The organism is Salinivibrio sp. PR932, from assembly GCF_001996125.1.
Taxonomy (GTDB): domain Bacteria; phylum Pseudomonadota; class Gammaproteobacteria; order Enterobacterales; family Vibrionaceae; genus Salinivibrio; species Salinivibrio proteolyticus.
Genome location: NZ_MUFM01000001.1, coordinates 1 through 24733, shown reverse-complemented (window position 1 = coordinate 24733; position 24733 = coordinate 1). Strand labels below are relative to the sequence as shown.

The following is a 24733-nucleotide window of genomic DNA, read 5'->3' as shown; positions in this document are numbered from 1 at the left end:
CAAACCGTGTGGTTTTAGTGAGTTGTTATCATTAAGCTGCAAATGTGATTGCATAATGCAACGCATTTCGCATACGCTCGTGCGATCATCATGAGCGTGACGCATAACAATTTCATCGATTATGGGATGCGAGACGCCACCCTCGGAGGACAAATGCCAACACTATCAAACAGTAAACGCATACTGATGGTAGAAGACACCGCGTCAGTGGCTGCCCTTTACAAATCTTACCTAAACCCACTTGATGTGGAGGTAGAGATCGTTGGGACGGGTCAGGAAGCGCTGAATTTCTTTGCACAACAGGGTGATCAGCTCGCGCTAATTATACTCGATCTTCGGTTACCGGATATGTCGGGGATCGACGTATTGGCTCATGTCCGTGCGAACGCGCCAAGTTTGCCGGTGATCATTATGACCGCGCATGGGTCTATTGACGCGGCGGTGGATGCGATGCGCAATGGTGCCAACGATTTTCTGATCAAGCCGTGTGAAGCAGATCAACTTAGGGTGACGGTGAATAAATCACTCAAGCCAAAAGTAGCGAGTCAATCGCAGTCTGAACGGCAAGAGGGAGAATATCATGGCTTCATCGGTCGCAGTTTACCCATGCAAGCGGTCTATCGGGTTATAGAATCGGCGGCGCCCAGTAAAGCCACCGTCTTTATTACCGGGGAAAGTGGTACGGGTAAAGAAGTGTGTGCTGAAGCCATCCATGCGGCAAGTACGCGCAGCAATAAACCCATCATTGCCTTGAACTGTGCGGCGATTCCTAAAGACTTGATTGAAAGTGAGCTATTTGGTCACGTGAAAGGCGCGTTTACAGGTGCAGCGGCTGAGCGTGATGGGGCAGCTGAGTTAGCGGATGGCGGCACCTTGTTTTTGGATGAAATTTGCGAAATGGATTTGGATTTGCAATCCAAATTGCTGCGATTTATCCAAACCGGCACATTTCAAAAAGTGGGCTCTTCTAAAGTAAAAAAAGTGGATGTCCGTTTTGTGTGCGCCACAAATCGTGATCCTTGGATAGAGGTTCAGCAAGGAAAGTTTCGTGAAGATTTGTACTACCGACTCCATGTGATCCCTCTCGCGCTTCCACCATTAAGAGACAGAGGCAGTGATGTCCTAGAAATAGCCAATGCCCTGTTGGCGCTGTTTTCTGCCGAGGAAGGAAAAGACTTTTGTCGCTTCAATGAAGCCGTTGTAAAACAATTGCTTGAGTATGATTGGCCCGGAAATGTTCGCCAACTCCAGAACGTAATCCGCAATATAGTGGTGCTGCACAATGGTGAGGAAGTCACTGCCGAAATGCTTCCGCCTCCTTTCGCGCGCGCATCTGGTGTCGAAATTGCATCGTCCCATCCGGACACTCGGTCAGAGGTGGCACTGCAAACGTTGACGGCACGCGAACAGAGTGATGATAACCTGACTGCAATCAGTAAATCGGATATCGAACCGCTGTGGAAAACGGAAAAACGTGCCATTGAAGTTGCGATTGATGCCTGTAATGGCAACATTCCGCAAGCAGCAGGGTTATTGGAAGTTAGCCCCTCGACCATTTATAGAAAATTACAAGCTTGGCAAAAAACTGCGGCGAATTAATGATAGGAAGCGGATGTATGGCCACCACAGTGAACACTGAAACATTACGTCGACTGGCTTTGGAAGTAGGGGAAGATACTGTTACCGTTCTTTTAACGGTATTCAGCGATGAGCTTTCCCAATATCATTCTCAGCTTTCAGGCTCACCGTCTATTGAACAGGTACGAGAAATTAGTCATGCGATTAAAAGCAGCGCCGCCAGTTTTGGCGCAGACGATCTAGCGGAAATGGCCCGTGAGTGCGAATCTCGTGTCCGTCAAGGACAAGATGAATGGATGTCGCATCATTTAGATGAGCTGACCGATATGCTACGCGGCACAGCATCGACATACCGTGACTTAGCTGTTGAGCAGGACTTCATCAATAGCTTGACGTAGTTTGTCTCTGTCATGACGCCAACTGTGATTTGAAGAGGCCAATTGGGCCTCTTTTTGTTGATAACGTTCAGCTAAATTTGCCTCTGCCGTTTCACCCAACACCCAGTCGATTTGTCGTCCGCCCATCGCTCGTTCACACCATGCCAGCATGGTAGCCAAGGGCATCGCGCCTGCAGGTCCCAATTCTTTACCGAGGTTACGAATAAAGACGATTTTGGCCTGGCTATGTTTGAGAGCGCGACTGAGTTCAGGAACCAGTAATGGGGGCATGACGCTGGTCAGAAAGCTTCCTGGTCCGAGCAAAATGACATCCGCCAACTCAATCGCTTCAACGGCCTCGCGAGTCGCCGGCACTGTCGGTGATAAGAATAGTCTTGAGGGAGGTTGCGGGAGCTCATCAATATGGGTTTCCCCAGCCACCGTCTCCCCATCTGCGGTCAGCGCAGCGAGATCAGACGGGTGCTCTGACATAGGGAGAATATGTGTTTTTACATTCAGCAAATCACGGATCAACTGAATGGCTTCGAGCGGACGAACCGATAGGTTATCTAATGCGGTTAGGATCAAGTTCCCGAGGTTGTGACCGTTTAATTCCCCTTTACCTTTAAAACGGTACTCAAAGAGCATGGAGCCGACAGACGGTTCCGTGATGAGTTGATTGAGACAGTTACGCATATCTCCCCATGCTATCCCGCCTTGGCAAGCACGGATGCGGCCCGTCGAACCGCCGTTATCTGTGGTAGTCACTATACCCGTGACACGACTGCCATGCTCGCTTAGCGCCGACAGCACGCGGCCAAGTCCGTGTCCGCCACCAATGGCGACAATGCGGGTTGTTCGATCAGAAAGAGGCGATAAGGTCATGAGTAACCGTTCGATGTGCTATGTACGTAAACGCTGAGTTTACTGAATAAGTGACCGAAAGTGTAAAAGTCAGGGCAGGGTTTTGTGAATTGGCAATAAAAAAGGGTAACTGTGGTGGTTACCCTTGCCTATAAAACCACCAAATTAAGTGAATAGGCCAAATCGCAAGGCAGCACTAAAAAATAGGGGGATAAAGGGGTGACGCTCGACACGTCACCGCTTTTGCGTTTGTTTGGCCGCGTTAATGCGGATCTTGCATCATGCTAAGAAGGTAATCCCGCGTGGTGCCACAAGAGTTGTTGGCCATCAGCTGCTGTTTCTCTGTAGTAGGAAGTGGCAGCAATTCTAGCCAACGCTGACACAGCCAGCTCAGGTTAGAAAACTCGGTTTGGCGGTGCATTTTTTGCAACTCTGGATACCGTTCAAACATCGACTGTAATCGCTCGACAAGGGGTTGGCTTTGGTCGTCTACTTGACAATCCGGCCAGCGAGGCAGTGCGCTCACAGAAGCAAACAGCATCTCGCTCTGTTGTTGGTTAAAAGTTTGGATCGAAAAACGTGCAGTGCCGCGGGCGGTGACAACTAAGCATCCATCTTCCTGGCTGGTGGTGAAGTCTTCGATATCGACAAAGGTGCCAATATTGGTGTGTTGCCATTGGCTGTTGCTGTCCGCCATACACACGCCCAACGGTAACCCATGCTTCATGGCGAATACGAGCGTATTCAGCGCATTACCCGCAGGGATACGAAGCGGAATTCTACCTCCAGGTAGAATGTGGCGGTCGTTAAACAAAATCGGTGTAGATTGAGCCATAATGCACCCCCTGACGAGCAAATAAATCGGTCTAGTAATCTAGATACTGCAAAAGGGGTGCCTACTTTTCTAAATGCCCATGTATCCTAGTAAGGACAAGGGAAGCCGGTGTTTTTAAGACAAGTAGAATCGGTTTAGTCGCATTTTGCGACGCAAATGTATGAGCTTTTGTACTATTCTGCAATGACGCTTATGAAGACGGTTGGCGACTCCACTTGCTGAGTTGACGATAACACTGAGTTTCGGCGCGATTGAGCTCGTCCATGATGGCTTGGATGTCTTCTTGTTGTTGCTGCAAGCGACGTTGACGTTGCTGAATGGCCTGAATCATTTGTTGGAGTGCGCGTGGTGTGTTTTTTTCCGCGTCGTACAGTTCAAAAAGCTCTCTCATTTCTGCCAAAGAAAAGCCGAGGCGTTTTCCCCTCACAATAAGAGACAGGCGTAAATAGTCTTGATATCGATATAAGCGCTGCTGACCTTTACGCTCAGGCGCGATTAATCCTTCAGCTTCATAATAGCGAATGGCTCGATGTGACAGGCCAAAGAGTGTTGCCAGTTCAGAAATTTTGTAGCGATGGTTGACCGAGGTTGCCATGGCATCAATGTCCCTATTGTTGCACGTTGCTGCATAGTAACCGAGCTCAGCGACATCGCAAGGTATGGCGTCGGTATTTTTGGATAAAAAAATAGCCTCCGAGGGAGGCTATTAATTATTTACTTTCACTCGCAACTGTTAGCTGTCGCGTTGTGGTTTTTTACCCTTATTTGGGTTGTAACCATGACGAACGCGCGCGCACAGTGGGCGAGAGGTTGAACCTTGTGGTCTCATTGTCAGTTGTAGCTCTTTGTCGGAAGTGAAAACTGTGATGGTGTCGGGAACAACTCACCATCACGTGTATGATGGGCTAGATGTAATCGAATAACAATCTTATTTGCTCAAAAAAGCAACGATATTGGTATTTGGTCTAAACAGAGACTTATTATCATTTAATGTTATTAAAACAATCCGGTAAGCGGTCGATAACGCGCGGTGGAGTATCCATTGACAGTGTTTTGCTTTTCCTGTGACAAAGGTGTAGCTTAAATGTTGCACAAGCGGTTTGTACTCAAACGCCTTTTAGGGCGCCAATCGCCTTAGTTTGAGTGTCTGTGCCGAATGGCTACTTGTTCAGGAGGACACAATGAAGCACAAGCGCTATAGCAATAAGAAAATCAAAGAAATGATCCACGACGCAGTACCACAAATGGAAAAAGCCCGGGAAGAAGGGCGTTCTTTATACGATCAGGATAGAGACTCGGCTCAGGAGGACCATCCCGCTTTCGAAACCGATGAAGCCAAAAAATAGGATTTGATATCTTTGACCTAGCCAGCGAAATTCGCTGGCTTTTTTATATCTAGGCTGAGGTGAAGACTCACTGCTCCTAACTAACATGTTGATGAATATGTTATTTATTTGGTCGCTCCTATCAGCGCTGAGAGCGGTTGTTTTGTGACCGTGGTACCTCTCTGACATTATGGTAAAGCGTTAGGGTTGAGTTTTATTGACAAATAGCGTTTAGTGGCATCATTTACATATGAGTAACATTTTCGGGTTTGAGCTGAGTGTGATCATCTGCAGATAAATAGTGTCACAGCGGTTTGTCTGTTTTCCGAGCGGAATGATAGTCACAAATGATTAGCCAGTACGCAGAAACAGTATAAATGGAAATTTATTCGGTTTTTTAATTCTTTCTGTGAATAAAGTGCTACTTATTACAGCTCATACCAGATTATTGTTCTCATTTGTCGTTTATATCTAGTTAAATATGAGTTTTTATTGCCGTTTTATGGCAAAATACTTCAGTGTTGTGGCAAAACACAGCGCTGATTGGTAATGTTTTGCCATTAATCCGCACAGGTCGGTGAGCAATACGTGTTTAGGCACGAAGGACGCTTTATCCCCTGTGTTGATTGTCACGGATGCATATAGCGATTGTTATGGAGTTACACGATGAAGCTAAACACGATCACCCGAACCCTCTTTATGGGCGCTGGCCTATCTCTGGCTCTTACAGGATGTAGTGAACCAGAGCAAAAACAAACCTCCCAAACGAGCCCTGAAACGAAAACCGAAGCGCCTGCTGGTGAGCCAAAACTTGCTGAAGTGCAAGAGTTGGTCCGTGGTAATGGTGCTGAAGTCGCTTCACTTGACCCGCACAAGACCCAAGGTGTGCCTGAATCTCACGTCATTCGTGATTTGCTGGAAGGCTTGGTTAACCAAGACGCCGACGGCAATGTGATCCCTGGGGTTGCAGAGCGCTGGGAAAACGAAGACAACAAAGTGTTCACCTTTTACTTGCGTAAGGATGCTAAGTGGTCAAATGGCGATCCTGTCACCGCACACGACTTTGAATACAGCTTTAAACGTGTTGTCGATCCGAACACCGCGTCGCCATACTCGTGGTATGTCGCTTATACCCATATGCTCAATGCCAAAGACATTGTTGATGGCACCAAAGACAAAGACACTTTGGGTGTGAAAGCGCTCGACGATCACACACTGCAAGTCACCTTAGATACCGCGGTGCCTTACTTGGTGAAAATGATGGGTCATACCACCATGAAGCCTGTGAACCAAAAAGTCGTTGAGAAGTATGGCGATCAGTGGACAAAGCCTGAGCACTTTGTGGGCAATGGCGCTTATGTCGTTGATAACTGGGTAATCAATGAGCGCATTGATCTCAAGCGTAACGAACAGTATTGGGATAATGAAAACACGACGTTAGATAAAGTAACTTTCTTACCCATTGAAAACCAAGTCTCAGAAATGAATCGCTTCTTGGCCGGTGAGATTGATATGACGTATGAAATCCCCAACGAGCATTTCCGTCGTCTTAAACAGGAGCACCCTGAAGATCTTTCGATCGTCGGTAACCTGTGTAGCTACTATTACCTGTTCAACACCAAGCGCGAACCCTTTGATGACGTTCGAGTGCGTAAAGCCTTGTCTTACGCCATTGACCGTAATGTCGTGACTGACGCGCTACTGGGTCAAGGCCAAAAGCCTGCTTACTTCCTCACGCCGGAAATTACTGCAGGTTTCTCACCAGAGTTACCGGCTTATGCGAAAATGACTCAAGAAGAGCGTGATGCAGAAGCAAAACGTCTTCTCAAGGAAGCGGGTTTTGACGAAAGCAATCCACTTGATTTCTCATTACTCTACAACACCAGTGAGAACCACAAAAAACTGGCCGTTGCGATTGGTCAAATGTGGAAAGACAAGCTGGGTGTGAATGTAGAGCTCAACAACCAAGAGTGGAAAACCTACCTGAGCACCAAGGATGAAGGTGACTTTGATGTGGCACGCGCAGGTTGGTGTGGTGACTATAACGAAGCCTCTACCTTCTTAACATTGATGCGCAGCACCAATACATCAGGCGGTGTGCATTACGACAGCAAAGCCTACGATGCCATCATGCAAAAAGCGATGGAAACCACGGATGATGCTGAGCGTGAGCAACTGTACCTAGACGCAGAAGCGCAAATGGCGAAAGACATGCCTATCGCGCCTATCTATCAGTATGTTAAAGCGCGTCTCCTTAGCCCGAAAGTGGGCGGGTTCCCTGCGAATAACGCTGAAGAGAAGATCTACTCTAAAGATCTTTACATTAAAGCGGAATAAACCCCTGACTCACAGCTAACTAAGGGAGTCGCCATCGGCGGCTTCCTTGGCTGGCTGTCGCTGTCTGTGAGGTCTATTCAGACAGCGCTCGCTGTGATTCTCAAAACGATACGGTACAGCTATGTTGAAATTTATCGCTAAGCGAATTTTGGAAGCCATTCCAACTTTGTTGGTATTGATCACTGTTTCCTTTTTCTTAATGCGGTTTGCGCCCGGCAACCCTTTTTCAAGTGAGCGTCCGTTACCCCCAGAGGTAATGGCCAACATTAATGCTAAGTATGGCTTGGATAAGCCGGTGTTCGAACAATACACCACCTACCTTGGCAATATTTTACAGGGTGACTTTGGGCCCTCATTTAAATACATCGATTTTTCGGTGAACGAACTGATCGCGGGGGCATTTCCAGTCTCTGCCCAAATCGGCGCATTGGCGTTTTTGTTCACTTTAGTGTTTGGGGTCACGATTGGCACCATTGCGGCGCTCAAGCAAAACACCTGGATTGACTATGCCATCATGTCGACAGCCATGCTTGGGGTGGTAATGCCATCATTTGTTCTCGCTCCAGTGTTAATTTATATCTTCTCGATTAATCTCGGTTGGCTTCCTGCTGGTGGCTGGCAAGGTGGTGGCTGGCAATTCATGATCCTACCCATGATAGGCATGTCGCTGCTTTACGTGGCAACATTTGCGCGTGTTACTCGAGGCAGCATGATTGAAACCTTGAACAGTAACTTCATTCGTACCGCTCGCGCGAAAGGACTGAGTTACCCCAAAATTATTGTTAAACATGCACTTAAGCCGGCGATGCTACCGGTTGTTTCCTACATGGGGCCTGCGTTTGTGGGGATTATTACCGGTTCGGTTGTAATTGAAACCATCTTTGGTTTGCCTGGCATCGGTAAGTTATTCGTGAACGCAGCGTTTAACCGCGACTATTCACTGGTACTGGGCTGCACCATCTTAATTGGTACGCTCACCATTCTGTTTAACGCTATCGTCGATATCCTGCTGGCGTATATCGATCCTAAGATCCGTTACTAGGGGTGACATAATGCTGACGAAAAAAGAAAATATTGACGCCCTCGAGAGCTTCTCTGAACAAGTCGATGTGAAGGGTCGAAGCTTATGGCAAGATGCTGCGGTGCGTTTTCGACGTAACCGCGCGGCGATGGCAAGTTTGGTCATCCTGTTTTTGATTGGCCTTAGTGTGATTATTGGGCCGCATCTAAGTGCCTATGCCTACGATGCGACCGATTGGTATGCTATTCATGCCGCGCCATCATTTGGTATGGAAGGGCATTGGTTTGGTACCGATGCGCTAGGACGTGATTTGTTTACCCGCACCATGATGGGCGGACGCATTTCGATTATGGTCGGTGTCATGGGGGCACTCGTCGCGGTGTTGATTGGTACGCTATATGGTGCCACATCTGGCTTTATTGGCGGCCGCACCGATGCTGTCATGATGCGTTTGGTCGAGATCCTCCAATCGATTCCATTCATGTTCTTCGTGATTGTGTTGGTCACCTTCTTTGGCCGTAATATCGTGTTGATCTTCGTTGCCATCGGCTGTATTGCATGGCTAGACATGGCGCGTATTGTGCGTGGTCAAACCCTAAGCTTACGCAGTAAAGAGTTCGTCGAAGCCGCGCACGTTTCAGGGGTTAGTACGCGCCATATTATTACGCGCCATATCGTGCCAAACGTGCTCGGTATTGTTGCGGTTTACTCGACTTTGCTTGTCCCCAATATGATTTTGTTTGAATCATTCCTGAGTTTCTTGGGACTCGGGGTGCAAGAGCCGATGACTAGCTGGGGGGCGTTGTTGCAAGAGGGTTCTCAAACGATGGAACTCGCGATTTGGCAATTGCTTTTCCCTGCGGCCTTTATGGTAATGACACTGTTTTGCTTTAACTATGTCGGTGATGGTTTACGCGATGCGTTAGACCCGAAAGACAGGTAAGTCATTTAGGGTTCTTACCGTAAAAAAGCAAAAATATGGGAAGCGCAGGTTTATCGCCTGCGCTTTTTTGTTATGGTTTAGTTGCAAGTGTTTCAAGGATGAGAATAGCGCTGGCATTATGCGAGTGCGTTGTAATGACAAGGAGCTGTCATGAAATCCCTTTCGATCCAATGGAAAGTCACGCTGGTGGCTGGCGCCTGTGTCGCCATTACAGCAGCAGCGCTGCTGAGTTTTTCGTCGTACGTGAATCAGCAATTCCACCAAACCGTTAGCACTGCGAGTACGCAGAGCCTAAAACAATCTGCACAGCGCTTAGCGACAAGCCAAGCACAAGTGCAAGCCACCCATGTTCAACGTTCGCTTGATGAGGCGGTGTACCGCGCACAAATGCTGGCCCAAAGCGTGGTGTATTTACAGTATAACGCGGAGCAAAATTTTACTGACAGTGGTGAGCTTCGCGGCTCGATTAATGAACTCGTCCGTCGCTCTGTTGTGAACTTCGACAGCGTGCAAGCAGCATTTGTCGTGTTTAAGCCCAATGCACTTGACCAAGAGGATGAGTTTTACCAATTAGACAGTGAACGTGGCGCCAATGCCGCAGGCCGCTTTGCCAGTCTATGGCAAAAGCGTGGTGACCAGTTGACGCCATCAGTGCTGAGCGAAGCGCAAATTAGCGATACCGCCCGCACCGCCTCCGGGCAGCCCAGCAATTATTGGTATCAATGCCCGCTTAGCCAAGGCACAGCCTGTGTGTCCGCCCCCCAAAGTGATAGCGAAGGCTTACATGTTACGATTTCCTCACCGCTGATGCGTGATAGTGATGTGCTCGGTGTGCTTGGGATTGAGATCCAATTGAATGACCTACAAGCCTTGATTGAGCAAGCGGACCAAGCACTCTTTGACGGCCGTGGGCATATTAGTGTGATCAGTCAGCGCGGCCAGTTGGTGGCAACCGATGAGCCCAATGCATTCGGGAGTGATATCTCGCAATTGCGTTATTCGCCATCTCGGCTGTCTGAGTGGATAAGCGCAGGTGACGCGAAGACGCAGTGGCAGCAAGGCCAATTAATGACCTATGTGCCGATTGCGCTACCCAGTGCAACATGGGGAGTGCTCATTTCGCTGCCGGAACAAGCATTGCTGGCGAGTGCGACACAGCTAGCATCGCAGATAACTGCGCAACGCGCGCAAGCCGCCACAACTGAGCGGACCTTGGGCGTGATTGCCATTCTACTGGCTTTAGTCGTTGTGAGTATTGCTGCACGGCAAATCGTTAAACCATTGCGCCTTTTAGCCGCTCGGTTAGCGGAGATTGCGGATGGTGATGGCGACCTGACTCAGCGCATTGTCCTCAAAAACCGCGATGAAATTGGTGTATTAGCTGGGCGGTTTAATCGCTTTCTCGATAAGCTCCAGCCCATCATGGCAAACGTGATTGATAGCGTTAAAGAAGCGGAACACACCGCTAAAGAAGTATCACGCGTGGCGGCGCAAACTCGAGATGGTAGTCGTGAACAAGTCTCAAGCTTGGATGCGGTGGCAACCGCCTCGGAGCAAATGACGCAAACGGCGACGCAAGTCGCCCGCCATACTGAATCCGCGCTAAGCGCGGCTAGTGCCGTGAATACAGCGACGGCGTGTGGGGAGGCGATTGTCACAACCTCGTCTGAAGCGATGGCGCGCTTGGTCGAAACGCTCAATGGCGCCACGCATGATGCGCAAGCTTTACATAAAAGCAGCCAAGACATTACCGAGATTTTAACCGTCATCGATACCATGTCAGAGCAAACCAATTTGCTTGCGTTAAACGCGGCTATTGAAGCGGCACGCGCGGGAGAGCAGGGACGAGGATTCGCGGTGGTGGCAGACGAAGTCCGAGAATTGGCCCAGCGAACCAACCAGTCTATCTCGCAGATCCGTACCGTTATTGACTCGCTGCAGTCAGGGGCTGACTCCGTTGTCTCTGCTATTCACGATGGTAATCAACTGGCAGATCATACCGCGGAAAAAGTGCAAGAAACCGTAACCAGCTTAGATCAAATACGTGCGGCGATGCAGGAGATGATGGATCTAAATAGTGAAATAAGTGCCGCGGCTGAGCAACAAAGTGCCGTCTCAGGCGATGTCACCCAAAACGTGACGCATATTCGTCAGCGCAGTGATGAACTCTTGTCGCATGCTGAATCTACCGCCAGCATAGCTAGCCAGCTTGAAGGGTTAGCAGGCCGCCAGCGTGCGCTCACGGCCCAATTTAAAGTATAACCTTGATGAGACGCGGTTACTCTGGTGCTTCCTCAAGAGGGTACCAGTAGCCGCGATTGACCCAAAGCGTGAGCATCGGCCAAAACAGGTTATTGTCGGCGGCGTTGCCGAGGGTTTCCCAATCAATAAAGCGTTGATTACACAACGCTGGAGTAAGCGATGCACACTCCGCGGGTAAATCAAAGCTTTCACCGAGCATAAAAATCATTTCAGGCTGGTCTGGGTGGTAAAACGCACGTAAGCCACTGAGTTTTTCTAAGCAAAGCCCATCTTGCATGGCGGCTTTGAGGCTATCAGGCTGCCACTGAGGATCGGGGCTGAGCAAGTCGAGCTCGTGTCGAGCCTGAGAGAGAAACTCGCCAATCCAGCGCTTTTTACGGGTTTCGTCGTGCATTAACGCCATCATCATCTCATCCATTTGCGCGAGATGTTGTGGATCCAATGCTGCCGGCGCGTCGGGTTGCGCTTGCATGGCTGGCCAATGGAAATGATGGTCGCCTGCTTCATCGACGATAACTTGGTCGGCATAGCTACTCAATAGCTCGCGGGCTTTTGGTGAGCGATAGCCAATTGAGTAACTGAGCGAGGGCGCTAGCGTATCCCCTTCATGCGGAAAGCCTGGTGGGATATAAAGAATATCTCCCGGCTCTAGCACCACATCGATGATGGCATCGAAGCCGGTAATTTGCTTCAAACCTGTTTCCAAATTGGCTTCTTGATACTGCCCTTTGGGCCCCACACGCCAGCGACGACGCCCTTGGCCTTGCACAATAAAGACATCATATTGATCAATATGAGGACCAACGCCGCCATGCGGTTGGGAATAGCACACCATAAGATCGTCGAATAACCACTGAGGCAGTGTCGAAAAGGCACTGGCTAACTCGCGGGCGCCCGGGTGCCAGTGGTTGGCTGCCTGAACAATCAGTTGCGCGTGAGTATCAGGAAAGTCACTAAAATCCTCAAACGGTCCGTGGGCAACCTGCCATTGACCATTCGCGTGTGTCACCATGCGAGAATCAATATCGGCTTCCATCGCCAAGCCTGCGACTTCCTCTGGGTCGATGGGATCCTCGAAATCTATAAAGCCTTGACGGATAACGGTAGGCGCTTGGTGCCAATAGGTGGACATAAAGTCGGCAATGGAAAATTGAAACTGATACATAGCATCACAGGTTAAGAAATTTGCGGCAGTATAACGCGCTGAGCGGGGCGGTGCGAGGGGATAAAAAACGGCCCCCAAATGGAGGCCGTGAGGTATGGGAGCGTTTTGCTTAAAGTTTGTCTGTGAGCTTGACCGCATCACCAATATAATTGGCAGGCGTCATTTGCTTAAGACGCGCTTTTTCATGCTCTGGCAAATCAAGGCCGTCGATAAACTGGCGCATGCCTTCACCGTCGACACGTTTCCCGCGCGTAAGCTCTTTCAGCTTCTCGTACGGCTTCTCAATGCCATAACGACGCATTACGGTTTGAACAGGCTCTGCCAGTACTTCCCAGTTTTTGTCCAGTTCAGCTTCGAGCGCTGCTTGATTCACTTCCAGTTTGCTGATCCCTTTAAGGGTCGAGGTATAAGCAATCAAGGTGTAGCCTACACCCACGCCCAAGTTGCGCAGCACGGTGGAGTCAGTCAGATCACGCTGCCAACGAGAAATCGGTAGCTTTTGGCCCAGATGAGAGAAAATCGCGTTCGCCAACCCTAGGTTGCCTTCCGAGTTTTCAAAATCAATCGGGTTCACTTTATGTGGCATGGTCGATGAACCAATTTCGCCCGCAACGGTTTTTTGCTTAAAGTGACCGAGTGCAATGTAGCCCCAGATATCGCGGTCAAAATCGATCAAGATAGTATTAAAGCGCGAGACGGCATCAAAGAGCTCGGCAATGTAATCATGCGGCTCAATTTGGGTTGTATACGGGTTCCAATCAATGCCGAGCGAGGTGACAAAGGCTTCGCTGTAGGCGTGCCAATCAATCTCTGGGTAGGCAGAGAGGTGTGCATTGTAGTTACCGACTGCGCCGTTGATCTTACCGAGAATTTCAGTGCTCGCGACTTGTTTGATTTGGCGCGCCATGCGGTAGGCAACGTTCGCCATCTCTTTACCCATGGTCGAAGGAGACGCAGGCTGGCCGTGGGTGCGAGAGAGCATAGGCACATCACGGAACTGTTGAGCCAGATCTTTCACCGCCGCTTCAAGACGCTTCATCTCAGGCAAGATAACGGTATCGCGCGCTTCTTTAAGCATCAGCGCGTGAGACAGGTTATTGATGTCTTCAGAGGTACAAGCGAAGTGGATAAATTCGTTAACTGCATTCAGCTCAGGGTTGTCAGCCACTTTTTCTTTTAAAAAGTATTCAACCGCTTTGACGTCATGGTTGGTGGTGCGCTCAATCTCTTTGATGCGCGCAGCGTCTTGCTCACTAAATTCAGCGGCAATGCGATCCAATAATGCATTGGCCTCATCACTAAACGCAGGCACTTCTGTGATGCTGTCAGTCGCAGCAAGCTTTTGCAGCCAGCGGATCTCGACGATGGTACGATACTTCAATAATCCAAATTCACTAAAAATCGATCGCAACGCAATCGTTTTCGTGCCATATCGGCCATCGACCGGGGAAACAGCAGTCAGCGCTGACAGTTCCATTTTTTGTCTCCTGAGTTCAATCTGATTAGGTACGGGCTAGAATGATTTTGGCCTGTTCAACCATGTTTTTACGGCCAAAGATGAGGTGTCTGCGTTTGCCGCCAACTTGACGCCATAATACAGCACTGCGGATCCCTGACAGCAAAATGGCACGCACGCGATGTTGAACACCGGTTTGTTGTAAATGCTGAGGGTCACCAGAAACTTGAATCCTTGGGCCCAGCGGGCTGATCACGTCGAGGTAAATGCTGGCAAGGTTACTGATCATCTGCTCATCGAGCAAATCGAAATGGCTGACTTGGCGCTCGATGGTTTCAATACGATCACCGAGCTGGGCCATCGCATCACGGCGACTGGCAAGCTTGCGCTCTAAAGCCAATAGGTTGATGAGATAGCGCGTCAGCTCAGTCCCATTACGGCCGTTATCGAGTTGATGGATCAGTGTTTCCAAGCCAATGCGTAGGCCGCGTTCGCCATCACCTGTGATTTCCCCCGCCTCGCCACGAAAGACGTCGAGGGTCGAGGAAGGATTGGTCACAATAATGCTGCTTAAACTGGTGCGCAGCGCATCTTGGTCGCAATAGCCCTGACGGGATACATCTTGCACCAACTTGGCTGCTTGACAAATGCTCGCAAAGGCGAGGGTGCGATCATAAATCGTCTCTGCCACTGATCACGGCTCCTTAAATGCGTTGCTCGATGATGCCACCGCCAAGACACACGTCGCCATCATAAAACACGGCAGATTGGCCAGGCGTAACGGCAATTTGCGGTTCATCGAAAGTGACTTTAATCGTGTCGTTATCGATAGGCGTGATAGTACATGATATATCGTGCTGACGGTATCGTGTTTTCACCGCACAGCGACGTGGCTCAGTGATAACTTCGCGATCGACCCAGTGCAATTGGGCGGCAATTAAGCCTTCTGAATACAAACGAGGATGGTCGTGACCCTGACCGACAATCAGTACATTGCGTGCGACATCTTTATCGACCACATACCAAGGCTCTTCGCTACCATTACCGCCTTTCATGCCGCCAATTCCCAGCCCTTTTCGTTGGCCGAGCGTGTGATACATCAGGCCTTGGTGTTCACCAATCACGTCGCCGTCCGTGGTTTCAATCGGGCCCGGTTGTGCCGGCAAGTACTTAGCAAGAAAATCAGTAAACTTGCGCTCACCAATAAAACAAATACCGGTCGAGTCTTTCTTTTTCGCGGTCACTAGGCCTTGTTCTTCAGCAATTTGGCGTACTTGTGGTTTTTCCAGTTCGCCCACGGGGAACAGGCTCCGCGCGATTTGCTCATGGCTCAGTGTATACAAGAAATAGCTTTGATCTTTATTGCCATCAAGGCCGCGCAACATTTGTGCTTTTTCGCCATTTTCTGGGAACGAACGGCGTACATAGTGACCCATAGCAATGTAGTCAGCGTCTAGCACTTCGTCGGCAAATTCGAGAAATGCCTTAAATTTGATTTCTTTGTTACAAAGAATGTCAGGATTAGGCGTGCGGCCTGCTTTGTACTCCGTTAGGAAGTGCTCGAAAACATTATCCCAATACTCAGCGGCGAAGTTGATGGTGTGCAGTTCAATACCCAGCTTATCGCAGACGGCTTGTGCGTCGGCCAAGTCTTCTGCAGCAGAGCAGTATTCTTCGTTGTCATCCTCTTCCCAGTTTTTCATAAACAGGCCTTCGACCTGATATCCCTGTTGTTTCAACAAGTAGGCAGAAACGGACGAATCAACACCGCCGGACATTCCGACAATCACTTTTTTGCTGCTGTTATCTGACATGGTGATCACAAATGCTGCTATCAATAAATGGACGCTGAGTTTAACAGAATCCATTCGTCGGATACAGATGTGATAAGGCTCACACGTTAGCCGTTTCCCAAAGTGAGTGGGTGGGTAGATGGTCGCGTGGCCTGTGACCGATCCGGCATATGTTAATACTTGGGATTGGATGCCGCGCAAAGACTTGTGAAGCCCTTAGGTTTATCGACCGACTCCCGCACGCAGACACACCGTATACCCATCCCTGGGGGCTCCGCCGCGCCATCCTTGGCGCGGAGGGTCTGTGTGCGAAAATCGGACGATGGTATGTTCAGGTATTCCTAGCGCTTATCTCGTTTCTTCGACGGTGCGCGCTTGGACGAGCGAGTGCGCCCACGTGGTGCTTTCCCTTTTGCGCCTTTGGGTTTAGGGGTGAATTGCTCAAAGCCTTTCGGGGGAGTCACTTCACGCCACTGGCCCGGCTGTAAATCTTCCAGTTGCCATGGGCCTAGCTGAGCGCGAATCAAGCGCAGCGTCGGGTGGCCGATATGCGCAGTCATGCGGCGTACTTGCCGATTTCGCCCTTCACGTAAAACCACTTTTAACCAAGTGGTAGGAATGTTTGCGCGATAACGAACCGGGGGATGGCGTTCCCAAACGGTGGGTGGTGCCATTTTGGTGACATCGGCAGGCAGCGTGAGGCCATCTTTTAATTCGACACCGTCGCAAAGTGCTTGGATTGCCTCTTCGCTGGGTTCGCCTTCAACTTGCACCCAATAGGTTTTGTCAGATTTGGAGGACGGCTGGGTCAGTCTTGCTTGTAAGGCGCCGTTATTGGTGAGGACCAGCAACCCCTCGCTGTCCTTATCAAGCCGACCGGCTGGATAGACATCTTTGACTGATACAATGTCGGCCAGTGTGCTATCGGCGGGTTCGCCACTGAATTGTGTTAACATATTATACGGTTTGTTAACGAGAATAACGCGTGTAGTGCGTGGGGATGAAGCTTGATTAGGCGGTGCTGTTGGCGTTTTTTTTGTTGTGTTTAAAACAGTGTTCGATGCTGGTTTGGCGCGGGGTTTCTTGGTCATAAGGACTGTCAAATAGATTAAACGGCAAATGAGACTTCCGTATTATACACGTAATAATCTGTTTGGCGTGTTGCCTGAATTCAAGTATCCTCAGTGCGCATCTTACACAAAGATAACAAATGGACGCTAGGAGATTAAAATGGAAAGTAAAGTAGTTGTACCGGCGGAAGGTCAGAAGATCACGCTCGACGGCACAAAACTGGTAGTCCCTAACCACCCAATCATCCCTTACATTGAAGGGGACGGCATCGGGATGGATGTTAGCCCTGCAATGATTAAAGTTGTTGATGCAGCAGTTGCTAAGGCCTACAACGGTGAGCGTAAGATTTCATGGATGGAAATCTACACCGGTGAGAAATCCACCAAGGTATACGGTGATGATCAATGGCTACCTGCTGAAACACTTGATTTTATTCGTGAATACAAAGTTGCCATCAAAGGCCCACTGACAACCCCTGTGGGTGGTGGTATTCGTTCTCTGAACGTAGCCCTTCGTCAAGAACTCGATCTTTACATCTGCGCGCGTCCTGTTCGCTACTTCACTGGCGTTCCTAGCCCACTGAAAAAGCCAGAAGACACGGATATGGTGATCTTCCGTGAAAACTCAGAAGACATCTACGCGGGTGTCGAGTTTAAAGCAGGCACCGCGGAAGCGGATAAAGTGATTAAATTCCTGCGTGAAGAAATGGGCGCCAACAAAATCCGTTTCCCAGAGCAGTGTGGCGTGGGTATCAAGCCAATCTCAGAAGAAGGCACCAAGCGCCTGGTTCGTGCGGCGCTTGAGTACACCATCGATAACGATCGCGACTCACTGACTATCGTCCATAAAGGTAACATCATGAAGTTTACCGAAGGGGCGTTTAAAGACTGGGCGTATGAAGTCGCCAAAGAAGAGTTTGGTGCTGAGTTGCTGGACGGCGGTCCTTGGATGACGATGAAGAATCCAAAAACCGGCAAACAAATTACCATCAAAGACTCCATCGCGGATGCGTTTTTGCAGCAAATCCTGCTGCGTCCGGCGGAGTATGATGTGATTGCCACCATGAACCTGAATGGCGACTACATCTCCGATGCACTGGCGGCGCAAGTTGGTGGTATTGGTATTGCCCCTGGTGCCAACATTGGTGACGGTGTGGCGCTGTTTGAAGCTACCCACGGCACGGCGCCAAAATACGCCGGTCAAGACAAGGTGAACCCAGGTTCACTCATTCTGTCTGCAGAAATGATGCTGCGCCATATGGGCTGGTTTGAAGCCGCTGATCTGGTGATCAAAGCAATGGAAAAAGCGATTGCGAACAAAACAGTGACCTATGACTTTGAGCGTCTGATGGAAGGTGCAAGCCTGCGTAAGTGCTCTGAGTTCGCAGATGACATGATTGCGCAAATGTAATCGCATTATCGCACGATGATAAAACCCGGCATGCTCGCCGGGTTTTTTGTTTGTGGTCTCGGGTATAACCCACTCAGGCTATCAGTCTATATCTTCCCACGACAACGGAGTGCCTTTGGTTAACGCGCGTGTTGCGCGCTTTCCGAGCACGGTATCATAGTGTTTCGGTGCTAAACCAAAGCCCGGACGAATACTGCGCACATTAGAGGGCGTCAGTGGCTCACCGGTCGCGATATCCTCACAGACGTACAAAGAGCGCCTAAATTGACGGTTGCTCGACTCGGCCTCTCGTGTGGTTAGGGCGCTTTCTCCTAACGCTTGCCACGCCGCGTGGGTTTGCTCACAAAGCGCACTGAGTGCAGGTGGCGTAAGCGAGAAAGCGGCATCCGGGCCTCCCGAATCTTCAGAGAGCATCACATGTTTTTCAATCACGCACGCGCCGAGTGCGATGGCTGCGATCGCGGCGGTGTTAGTCAGCGAATGATCGGATAAGCCCGCCAAGGTTTGATAGCGGGTGGCTAAGGTTGGAATGGTTCGCAGATGGCTTTGTTCAATCGGCGCAGGGTAGGCGCTGATACAATGAAGCAACACCAGCTCACGACAGCCGTTATCACGGGCGGTCGCCACCGCCTCGGCGATCTCTGTCTCGTCAGCCATGCCGGTTGAGATGATCATCGGTTTACCGGTTTGCGCGGCATAGCGAATCAAGGGCAAATCAATCGCCTCGAACGAGGCAATTTTATAGGCAGGAGCGTTAAGATCTTCGAGCAAATCAATCGCTGAGCAATCAAAAGGCGAGGAGAATAAGGTGATGCCTTCTTTTCTGGCGTGATCAAATAACGGCTTGTGCCATTCAAACGGGGTTTGTGCCCAGCGATATAGCTGGTGGAGACTATAACCATCCCACAGTCCGCCTTTGATCTGAAACTCATCGTGGTCGCAATCAAGGGTAATGGTATCGGCGGTATAGCTTTGCATTTTGACGGCATCGGCACCGCAGGCTTTGGCCATGGAAATGGTTTGTTTGGCAAGCTCAAGGCTACCATTATGGTTCGCCGACATTTCGGCAATGATATAGGGAGGATGCTGGGGACCGATCAAACGGCCTGCAATCTTAATGTCGTTGTTCATAAACCGCATCGATATTCAGTTTGGTTTGAAGGGCGCTGGCGCCTTGCTGCCACTCATCAGCGGACAAAGACAGGCACACAATCTCGACTGTCTTTCCCTCAGGTAGGGAAAAGGTGCGTTGCCGACTTTGCGGCGTTTCATGAAAGCCAAAGCGTTGATGTAGCCGAACTACCCCCTGATTATGACTGAGCACTTCACAGTTCAATTGGGTCACGCCCAAGGTTTCAAATGCTAAGCTTAATGCGCCAAACTCCATGAGCGCACCGCTCCCACGTGGTGCATCGGGGGCGGCATAGAAAGCCCAGATTGCACTTGTCCTATTCTCGCTATCGAGGTCAAGATTGACCACGCCAAGTGGCTTGTCCGGTTGGCCGTCTACGCGTTTGTAAACGATATAGAAATAACGGTGTGTGTTGGCGAGCATATGGCTGAACCATGCCTTGTGCTCATCATGACTAATTTCATGCTGGGTGTACATAAACTGGCGGACAGTGGGACGATTGCGCCAATGCCATAAAGTGTCACTGTCCGCGTGACTCACCGCTTTAAAAATCAGTTGCATAAGTGATGCTCCAAGGCCGCGACCACGCGCCCTGCGCCTTTTCCATCAGTGATCGCTGGTAGGGTAGGAAGCTGATGCCAGTTTGCCGCAAGGTGCTGCAGTGCAGATGCGTAATCTTGCCAGCGGGTGTGCTCACCGCGTCCTAAGTATTGATAGCCCGGCTGTCCGGCGAGATACTCGGCCATGGCGTGTTGGTTTTCCGCCACACATACCAAGGTACTAGGCACTCCCAAGCAGCTGCGCTCAATGGCAGTAACGCCGGCGGCTCCAAATGCGTAGCGTGCCCGTGCCATGTGGGCATCAAAGTCCGACAGTGCTTCCACCACACGAACCCCATCGGGGACAGGCGCTTTACACAATGCGTCGCGGTCTGGGTTGCGCCGGCCGGTGACAATTAACAGTGAGAAAGGCAGCCTCTCGATCTTCTGCTCTTGTTCTAGGTGTTTCACCGCGTCCACAAGCTTTCGGCTTTCACCGGTCGGATCCGTACCGGAGAAAAAGGCGATCACCTTATCTTCCCGCGGCGGCGGAGAGTGATGCAAGGCGGCAAATGCTGGACGCAATAGTGCATAGTCTGGTCCCAATAAGCATTGGGTCTGTGGATTTAAAAGCTTTGACGCGTAGCGCGTAGTCAGGTCAGGCCAAGGGTTTTGATCGAGCAAAAACGCGCAATCGTGGGGCCTATTGGCTAAATCATCAACCACCATCACCGGACAGCCCAATTGGGTGTGAATCGATTGTTCCCAGTGGGCATTGAGGGCGTAATGATCCACCACCATCAAATCCACCGGCTGGTTAGCCACGTATGCGGTTGTCTCTTCGGCATCTTGCTGCTGGCTCACACCAAGCCAGTCGGTGTTACTAAGCGAGTTTTTGGGGGCAGGCAACACCGCCACCGTTAAGCCTTGCTCTTGGCTGACCGCTATCAAGTTACCGGGCAGATCGCGACATACCAAGGTTACCTGATGACCCGACGTTTGTAGCATGTTAGCCAACACGTGCATGCGGCTGACGTGCCCGGTGCCTATCGCTTGGGAGGCATCGACTCGAATGGCAATATGGCTCATAGCAAGGCTTGTTGCTCCAACAGTTGATACATTAGTTCAGCGCGTAGCCAGTCATCTGGCTCATCAATGTCTTGCACGCGGTAATGAGGGATCAACACAGCTTTCGAGTGGGGCGCAAAAACCGGCTCGCGCGCTAAAAACGCACTTGGCGTGCCCCAGTAAAACATTCCCGCATCGTGGTACGCCGGTTGTAGGTCTTGTGAGCGCGTAGTGAAGTGCTCCGGCCATAACATGCTGACACTGCCATCGGCATCGACATGAATACTGCGCTGAATCGGAAAGGCGTAGCGGGTGGCGGCAAAACTGTATTTGACGGTGTCGCCGTCCAGTAACGCTAAGCCTTGGCGCAAGTCATCCGCGGTGACAAAGGGTGTGGTAGCATACAGGCAGCATACCGCGTGCAAAGGCGTTTGCTGTGGCGACTGATTAAGCCACTGGATCGCATGCTCAAGCACATCCAAGGTCGTGGCGTGATCACCGGCAATCTCTGCGGGACGTACAAAAGGCACCTCAGCCCCTGCATCGCGCGCCACACTGGCAATGTCCTCGCAATCGGTGGAAACCAAGACGCGATCGAATAGCCCACTTTGACGTGCTGTCGCAATGGCATAGGTAATAATGGGCGCCCCGTTAAACCGTTTGAGGTTCTTGCCCGGAATGCGTTTGCTGCCACCGCGGGCGGGAATAATACATACATTCATCGGTCACGCATCCTCAATGGCTTTTTGTAGCGCAGCAATCACCGTATCTTGCTGTTGCTCGGTTAAATCGGGGTAAAGCGGTAAAGTGAGTGCCCCCGCGTAATACTGCTCGGCAAGCGGGAAGTCTCCGGGCTGGAAGCCCTGTGCCTGATAGTAAGGTTGCGTATGCACAGGAATATAGTGCACGTTCACGCCAATGCCTTGCACACGCATAGCCTCAAAAACGGTGCGGCGTGTGTCGGCGTGATCAAGCTCAATCAAATACAAATGCCATGCCGACTCAGGATCTAAAATGGGTCGCTTAACGGGCAAATCCGCCAGCGCTTGGTGGTAGCGTTCAGCGAGTGCAAACCGTCTGGTGATAAAGGAACGAAGCTGGGTTAATTGTGAACGGCCAAGCGCGGCATGAATATCCGAGAGGCGATAGTTCATCCCCAATGCATGCTGTTCATACCCCCAAGGTGGCAGGGCAGCGTGGCTGTCTTCTGCATCACGGGTGATCCCGTGGCTACGCAACTGACGCAGCGCTTTCGCCAATGTGGCATGTTGGGTGGTGGCAACCCCGGCTTCTCCCGCGGTAACCACTTTGACCGGATGAAAACTAAATACGCTAATATCGCTGTACTGGCATCCACCCACCGCCGCGCCTTGATAGTGGGCACCCATAGCATGTGACGCATCCTCAATAATGGCCACCTGATAACGCCTAGCGAGCGCGGCAATCTCAGCCATTGGTGCACTGGCACCGGCCATATGTACCACCACCAGCACCTTGGGTAAGGTGTGAGTAGCAGCCGCTTGCGCCAGTTTTTTCGCGAGCTGCTGAGGGCATAGGTTACGCGTGTGCGGGTCGATATCGACAAAATCCACTTCGGCACCACAGTATCGACCACAATTGGCTGACGCGACAAAGGTAATGGGCGAGGTCCATAAACGATCGCCTGGGCCTAACCCTAACGCCAGACAAGCGAGATGCAGGGCAGATGTGGCGCTATTGACGGCGACCGCATGCGCAGCCCCGGTGAGTTCGGCGACGGCGGCTTCAAAAGCCGGAACTTGCGGGCCTTGGGTCAGATAATCACTTTTTAGCACCTCAAGCACAGCGGCGTAGTCTTGCTCACTAAGATGCTGCTTTCCGTATGGGATCAACGCCATACTCCTTTACTGCTCGGCGTCGAGTTGCAAAATGGCCTCGACGGTTAACACATCTGGGTTAGTGCCTGATTGATACTCAAAGCCCTCTGGCACGGGCTGTCCTTTTTCGCCCAACGCATTTTCTCGGTAGTCATAATCGGCGTCGTAGAACTTAATGGTTGGGCAAATCACGTAATGTTCGGCAAATTCGAGCGTCAGATGGGCATCGTCAGCCGGACACATCACTTCATGCATTTTCTCGCCGGGACGAATGCCTATTACCTTGACGGGCGTGTTCGGGGCATAGGCGCTGGCGAGATCCGTCAGACGAACCGATGGGATCTTAGGAACAAATATTTCTCCGCCATACATGCGCGAAAAGTTTTTCAGCACGAAATCCACCCCTTGCTGCAAGGTAATCCAAAAGCGGGTCATTTCAGGGTGAGTAATGGGCAAATGATCCGCGCCTTCCGCTGCCTTTTTCTTAAACAAAGGCACCACAGAGCCGCGCGAGCCGACCACATTGCCATAGCGCACTACCGAAAAACGTGTCTTTTGGCCCCCGGTCATATTGTTAGCGGCGACAAACAATTTATCTGAACACAGTTTGGTGGCGCCATAGAGATTATTGGGGCTGGCGGCTTTATCGGTCGAGAGCGCAATCACCTTTTCCACCCCGTTGGCAATCGCAGCGCGAATCACATTCTCTGCGCCGTGAATGTTGGTCTTGATACATTCCATCGGGTTGTATTCGGCGGCAGGTACCTGCTTGAGTGCAGCAGCATGAATCACATAGTCAATGCCTTGCATCGCTTGCATTAAACGATCGCCATCACGCACATCGCCGATAAAATAGCGCATGCAAGGGGCGTTAAAGGTTTGCTGCATTTCATATTGCTTGAGCTCATCGCGAGAGAGCACCACGAGGCGACGTGGTTGATAGCGTTCAAGCAGGGTGCGGACATACTTTTTACCAAAAGAACCAGTACCGCCGGTGATCAGAATGGATTTGCCGTTAAACATAGGACGCCTTGTCACTAACTGTCGGGAATACAGGCAGTTTAACTGATCTGAGCAGGATTTGGCGATCTGCTAGGGCCATGACGCGCGATTAAGCGACATCAAGCGGTTTTATTTTTTCTACCTCGTGTTTAATTGATTGCGACGCCTCCCAAAGATCAACGGCCCTTTGCCCATTGAGCCAAAACTCAGGCGAGTTACCAAACAAACGTGCGAGACGAAGCGCCAGCTCCGGGCTCACGGCTTTACGCTCATCCAATACGGCAGTCATCGATTGACGAGAAACGCCCAAAGCGTCAGCCAATTGTTCTACGCTTAAGCCGTAATCAGGCAGAAAGTCTTCGCGCAACATGGCTCCGGGATGCGTCGGTTGGCGTTTCATTCCAGCTGTGTTGAAAATCGTCATCACTGTTACCTCATTAGTGGTAGTCGCAATCGTGCCTGCGTTGTCTATCTAAATATAGCGATATCCACGGTATCTACCCCGAACTATTTTAGGATCGGCCTATATGATCACAGCCAGAGGTGATCGTCAAACCGATCCTTTTTTGGTTAAAAAATGTTCGCGATCTCGCCCTGGGAGTGTATCCGATCAGATGCTAGCTTATTAATTTAGTTTAATCGAATTAAAAAATAAATAATCTAGAATTATTTACAAACCCAAAATTCTATCGATTACAC

22 protein-coding genes and 1 pseudogene are annotated in these 24733 nt (G+C 50.4%); 8 read left to right on the top strand and 15 right to left on the bottom strand.

All coding sequences use genetic code 11. The annotated features are described in order from the left end of the window. Nucleotides 1–153: 153 nt before the first annotated feature. Nucleotides 154–1599 carry a quorum-sensing sigma-54 dependent transcriptional regulator LuxO gene (luxO, locus tag BZG84_RS00110; protein WP_232112025.1) on the top strand — a complete coding sequence of 482 codons (1446 nt, stop codon included), beginning with the start codon at nt 154–156 and terminating at the stop codon, nt 1597–1599. Between the two features lie 17 nt (nt 1600–1616). Then, nucleotides 1617–1976: an Hpt domain-containing protein gene (locus BZG84_RS00105; protein WP_069590917.1), complete on the top strand. Its 360-nt coding sequence runs from the start codon at nt 1617–1619 to the stop codon at nt 1974–1976. On the opposite strand, the gene BZG84_RS00100 is transcribed toward BZG84_RS00105, so the two are convergent. The 3 genes from BZG84_RS00100 to BZG84_RS00090 form a co-directional block, all read right to left on the bottom strand. Next, nucleotides 1938–2840, bottom strand: a complete 903-nt coding sequence (locus tag BZG84_RS00100) for a YvcK family protein (protein WP_077479316.1) — start codon at nt 2838–2840, stop codon at nt 1938–1940. The genes BZG84_RS00105 and BZG84_RS00100 overlap by 39 nt on opposite strands. A 241-nt stretch (nt 2841–3081) precedes the next feature. Next, nucleotides 3082–3654, bottom strand: a complete 573-nt coding sequence (locus tag BZG84_RS00095) for an LON peptidase substrate-binding domain-containing protein (RefSeq protein WP_077677910.1) — start codon at nt 3652–3654, stop codon at nt 3082–3084. A gap of 190 nt (nt 3655–3844) precedes the next feature. Further along, nucleotides 3845–4249, bottom strand: coding sequence for a MerR family transcriptional regulator (locus BZG84_RS00090; RefSeq protein WP_069590921.1), 405 nt, complete (start codon nt 4247–4249; stop codon nt 3845–3847). Nucleotides 4250–4835: 586 nt separating this feature from the next. On the opposite strand from BZG84_RS00090, the gene BZG84_RS16305 reads away from it, so the two are divergent. From BZG84_RS16305 to BZG84_RS00070, 5 genes are all read left to right on the top strand, one after another. Next, complete coding sequence (locus tag BZG84_RS16305) at nt 4836–5000, top strand: hypothetical protein (RefSeq protein WP_157893162.1); 165 nt, start codon at nt 4836–4838, stop codon at nt 4998–5000. Between the two features lie 645 nt (nt 5001–5645). Next, a complete protein-coding gene (locus tag BZG84_RS00085) occupies nt 5646–7316 on the top strand; it encodes an ABC transporter substrate-binding protein (RefSeq protein WP_077662214.1) in 1671 nt (556 codons plus the stop codon). Between the two features lie 121 nt (nt 7317–7437). Further along, nucleotides 7438–8358: an oligopeptide ABC transporter permease OppB gene (oppB, locus tag BZG84_RS00080; protein WP_069590926.1), complete on the top strand. Its 921-nt coding sequence runs from the start codon at nt 7438–7440 to the stop codon at nt 8356–8358. Nucleotides 8359–8368: 10 nt separating this feature from the next. Next, the gene (gene oppC, locus BZG84_RS00075; protein ID WP_069590927.1) at nt 8369–9280 is read left to right on the top strand and encodes an oligopeptide ABC transporter permease OppC; all 912 of its coding nucleotides are present in this window, start codon (nt 8369–8371) and stop codon (nt 9278–9280) included. Between the two features lie 150 nt (nt 9281–9430). Beyond that, nucleotides 9431–11542, top strand: a complete 2112-nt coding sequence (locus tag BZG84_RS00070; protein ID WP_077677909.1) for a methyl-accepting chemotaxis protein — start codon at nt 9431–9433, stop codon at nt 11540–11542. 16 nt (nt 11543–11558) lie between these two features. Here the strand turns inward: BZG84_RS00070 and BZG84_RS00065 are convergent, their stop codons facing one another. The 5 genes and pseudogenes from BZG84_RS00065 to BZG84_RS00045 all read right to left on the bottom strand — a co-directional run. After that, nucleotides 11559–12707 (bottom strand): ribosomal protein uL16 3-hydroxylase, encoded by a 1149-nt coding sequence (locus BZG84_RS00065; protein ID WP_077662212.1) that lies wholly within the window; start codon nt 12705–12707, stop codon nt 11559–11561. A gap of 109 nt (nt 12708–12816) precedes the next feature. Continuing rightward, nucleotides 12817–14184, bottom strand: a complete 1368-nt coding sequence (purB, locus tag BZG84_RS00060) for an adenylosuccinate lyase (RefSeq protein ID WP_077480783.1) — start codon at nt 14182–14184, stop codon at nt 12817–12819. A gap of 25 nt (nt 14185–14209) precedes the next feature. Further along, nucleotides 14210–14854 carry a high frequency lysogenization protein HflD gene (hflD, locus tag BZG84_RS00055; RefSeq protein WP_069587346.1) on the bottom strand — a complete coding sequence of 215 codons (645 nt, stop codon included), beginning with the start codon at nt 14852–14854 and terminating at the stop codon, nt 14210–14212. Nucleotides 14855–14867: 13 nt separating this feature from the next. Then, nucleotides 14868–15977, bottom strand: a complete 1110-nt coding sequence (mnmA, locus tag BZG84_RS00050; RefSeq protein ID WP_077480811.1) for a tRNA 2-thiouridine(34) synthase MnmA — start codon at nt 15975–15977, stop codon at nt 14868–14870. A 437-nt stretch (nt 15978–16414) separates the two neighbouring features. Continuing rightward, a pseudogene (locus BZG84_RS00045) lies at nt 16415–17047 on the bottom strand (pseudouridine synthase); the annotation flags it as partial. Between the two features lie 139 nt (nt 17048–17186). Between BZG84_RS00045 and icd the strand changes: the two are divergent. Further along, nucleotides 17187–18437, top strand: coding sequence for an NADP-dependent isocitrate dehydrogenase (gene icd / locus BZG84_RS00040; RefSeq protein ID WP_069587345.1), 1251 nt, complete (start codon nt 17187–17189; stop codon nt 18435–18437). Nucleotides 18438–18518: 81 nt separating this feature from the next. Here the strand turns inward: icd and pseI are convergent, their stop codons facing one another. The 7 genes from pseI to BZG84_RS00005 form a co-directional block, all read right to left on the bottom strand. Next, nucleotides 18519–19568, bottom strand: a complete 1050-nt coding sequence (gene pseI, locus BZG84_RS00035) for a pseudaminic acid synthase (protein WP_077480787.1) — start codon at nt 19566–19568, stop codon at nt 18519–18521. After that, nucleotides 19552–20130: a UDP-4-amino-4,6-dideoxy-N-acetyl-beta-L-altrosamine N-acetyltransferase gene (gene pseH, locus BZG84_RS00030; RefSeq protein WP_077480789.1), complete on the bottom strand. Its 579-nt coding sequence runs from the start codon at nt 20128–20130 to the stop codon at nt 19552–19554. The genes pseI and pseH overlap by 17 nt, the downstream gene beginning before the upstream one ends. Continuing rightward, nucleotides 20121–21197: a UDP-2,4-diacetamido-2,4,6-trideoxy-beta-L-altropyranose hydrolase gene (pseG, locus tag BZG84_RS00025; protein WP_077480791.1), complete on the bottom strand. Its 1077-nt coding sequence runs from the start codon at nt 21195–21197 to the stop codon at nt 20121–20123. The genes pseH and pseG overlap by 10 nt, the downstream gene beginning before the upstream one ends. Continuing rightward, nucleotides 21194–21898, bottom strand: a complete 705-nt coding sequence (gene pseF / locus BZG84_RS00020) for a pseudaminic acid cytidylyltransferase (protein ID WP_077480793.1) — start codon at nt 21896–21898, stop codon at nt 21194–21196. Before pseF ends, pseG begins: the two co-directional genes overlap by 4 nt. 3 nt (nt 21899–21901) lie before the next feature. Beyond that, the gene (pseC, locus tag BZG84_RS00015) at nt 21902–23047 is read right to left on the bottom strand and encodes a UDP-4-amino-4,6-dideoxy-N-acetyl-beta-L-altrosamine transaminase (protein WP_077480813.1); all 1146 of its coding nucleotides are present in this window, start codon (nt 23045–23047) and stop codon (nt 21902–21904) included. Between the two features lie 12 nt (nt 23048–23059). Continuing rightward, on the bottom strand, nt 23060–24055 hold the full coding sequence (gene pseB / locus BZG84_RS00010) for a UDP-N-acetylglucosamine 4,6-dehydratase (inverting) (protein ID WP_077662204.1): 996 nt from the start codon (nt 24053–24055) through the stop codon (nt 23060–23062). Nucleotides 24056–24143: 88 nt separating this feature from the next. Further along, complete coding sequence (locus BZG84_RS00005; RefSeq protein WP_077480797.1) at nt 24144–24458, bottom strand: HigA family addiction module antitoxin; 315 nt, start codon at nt 24456–24458, stop codon at nt 24144–24146. Between the last annotated feature and the right edge of the window lie 275 nt (nt 24459–24733).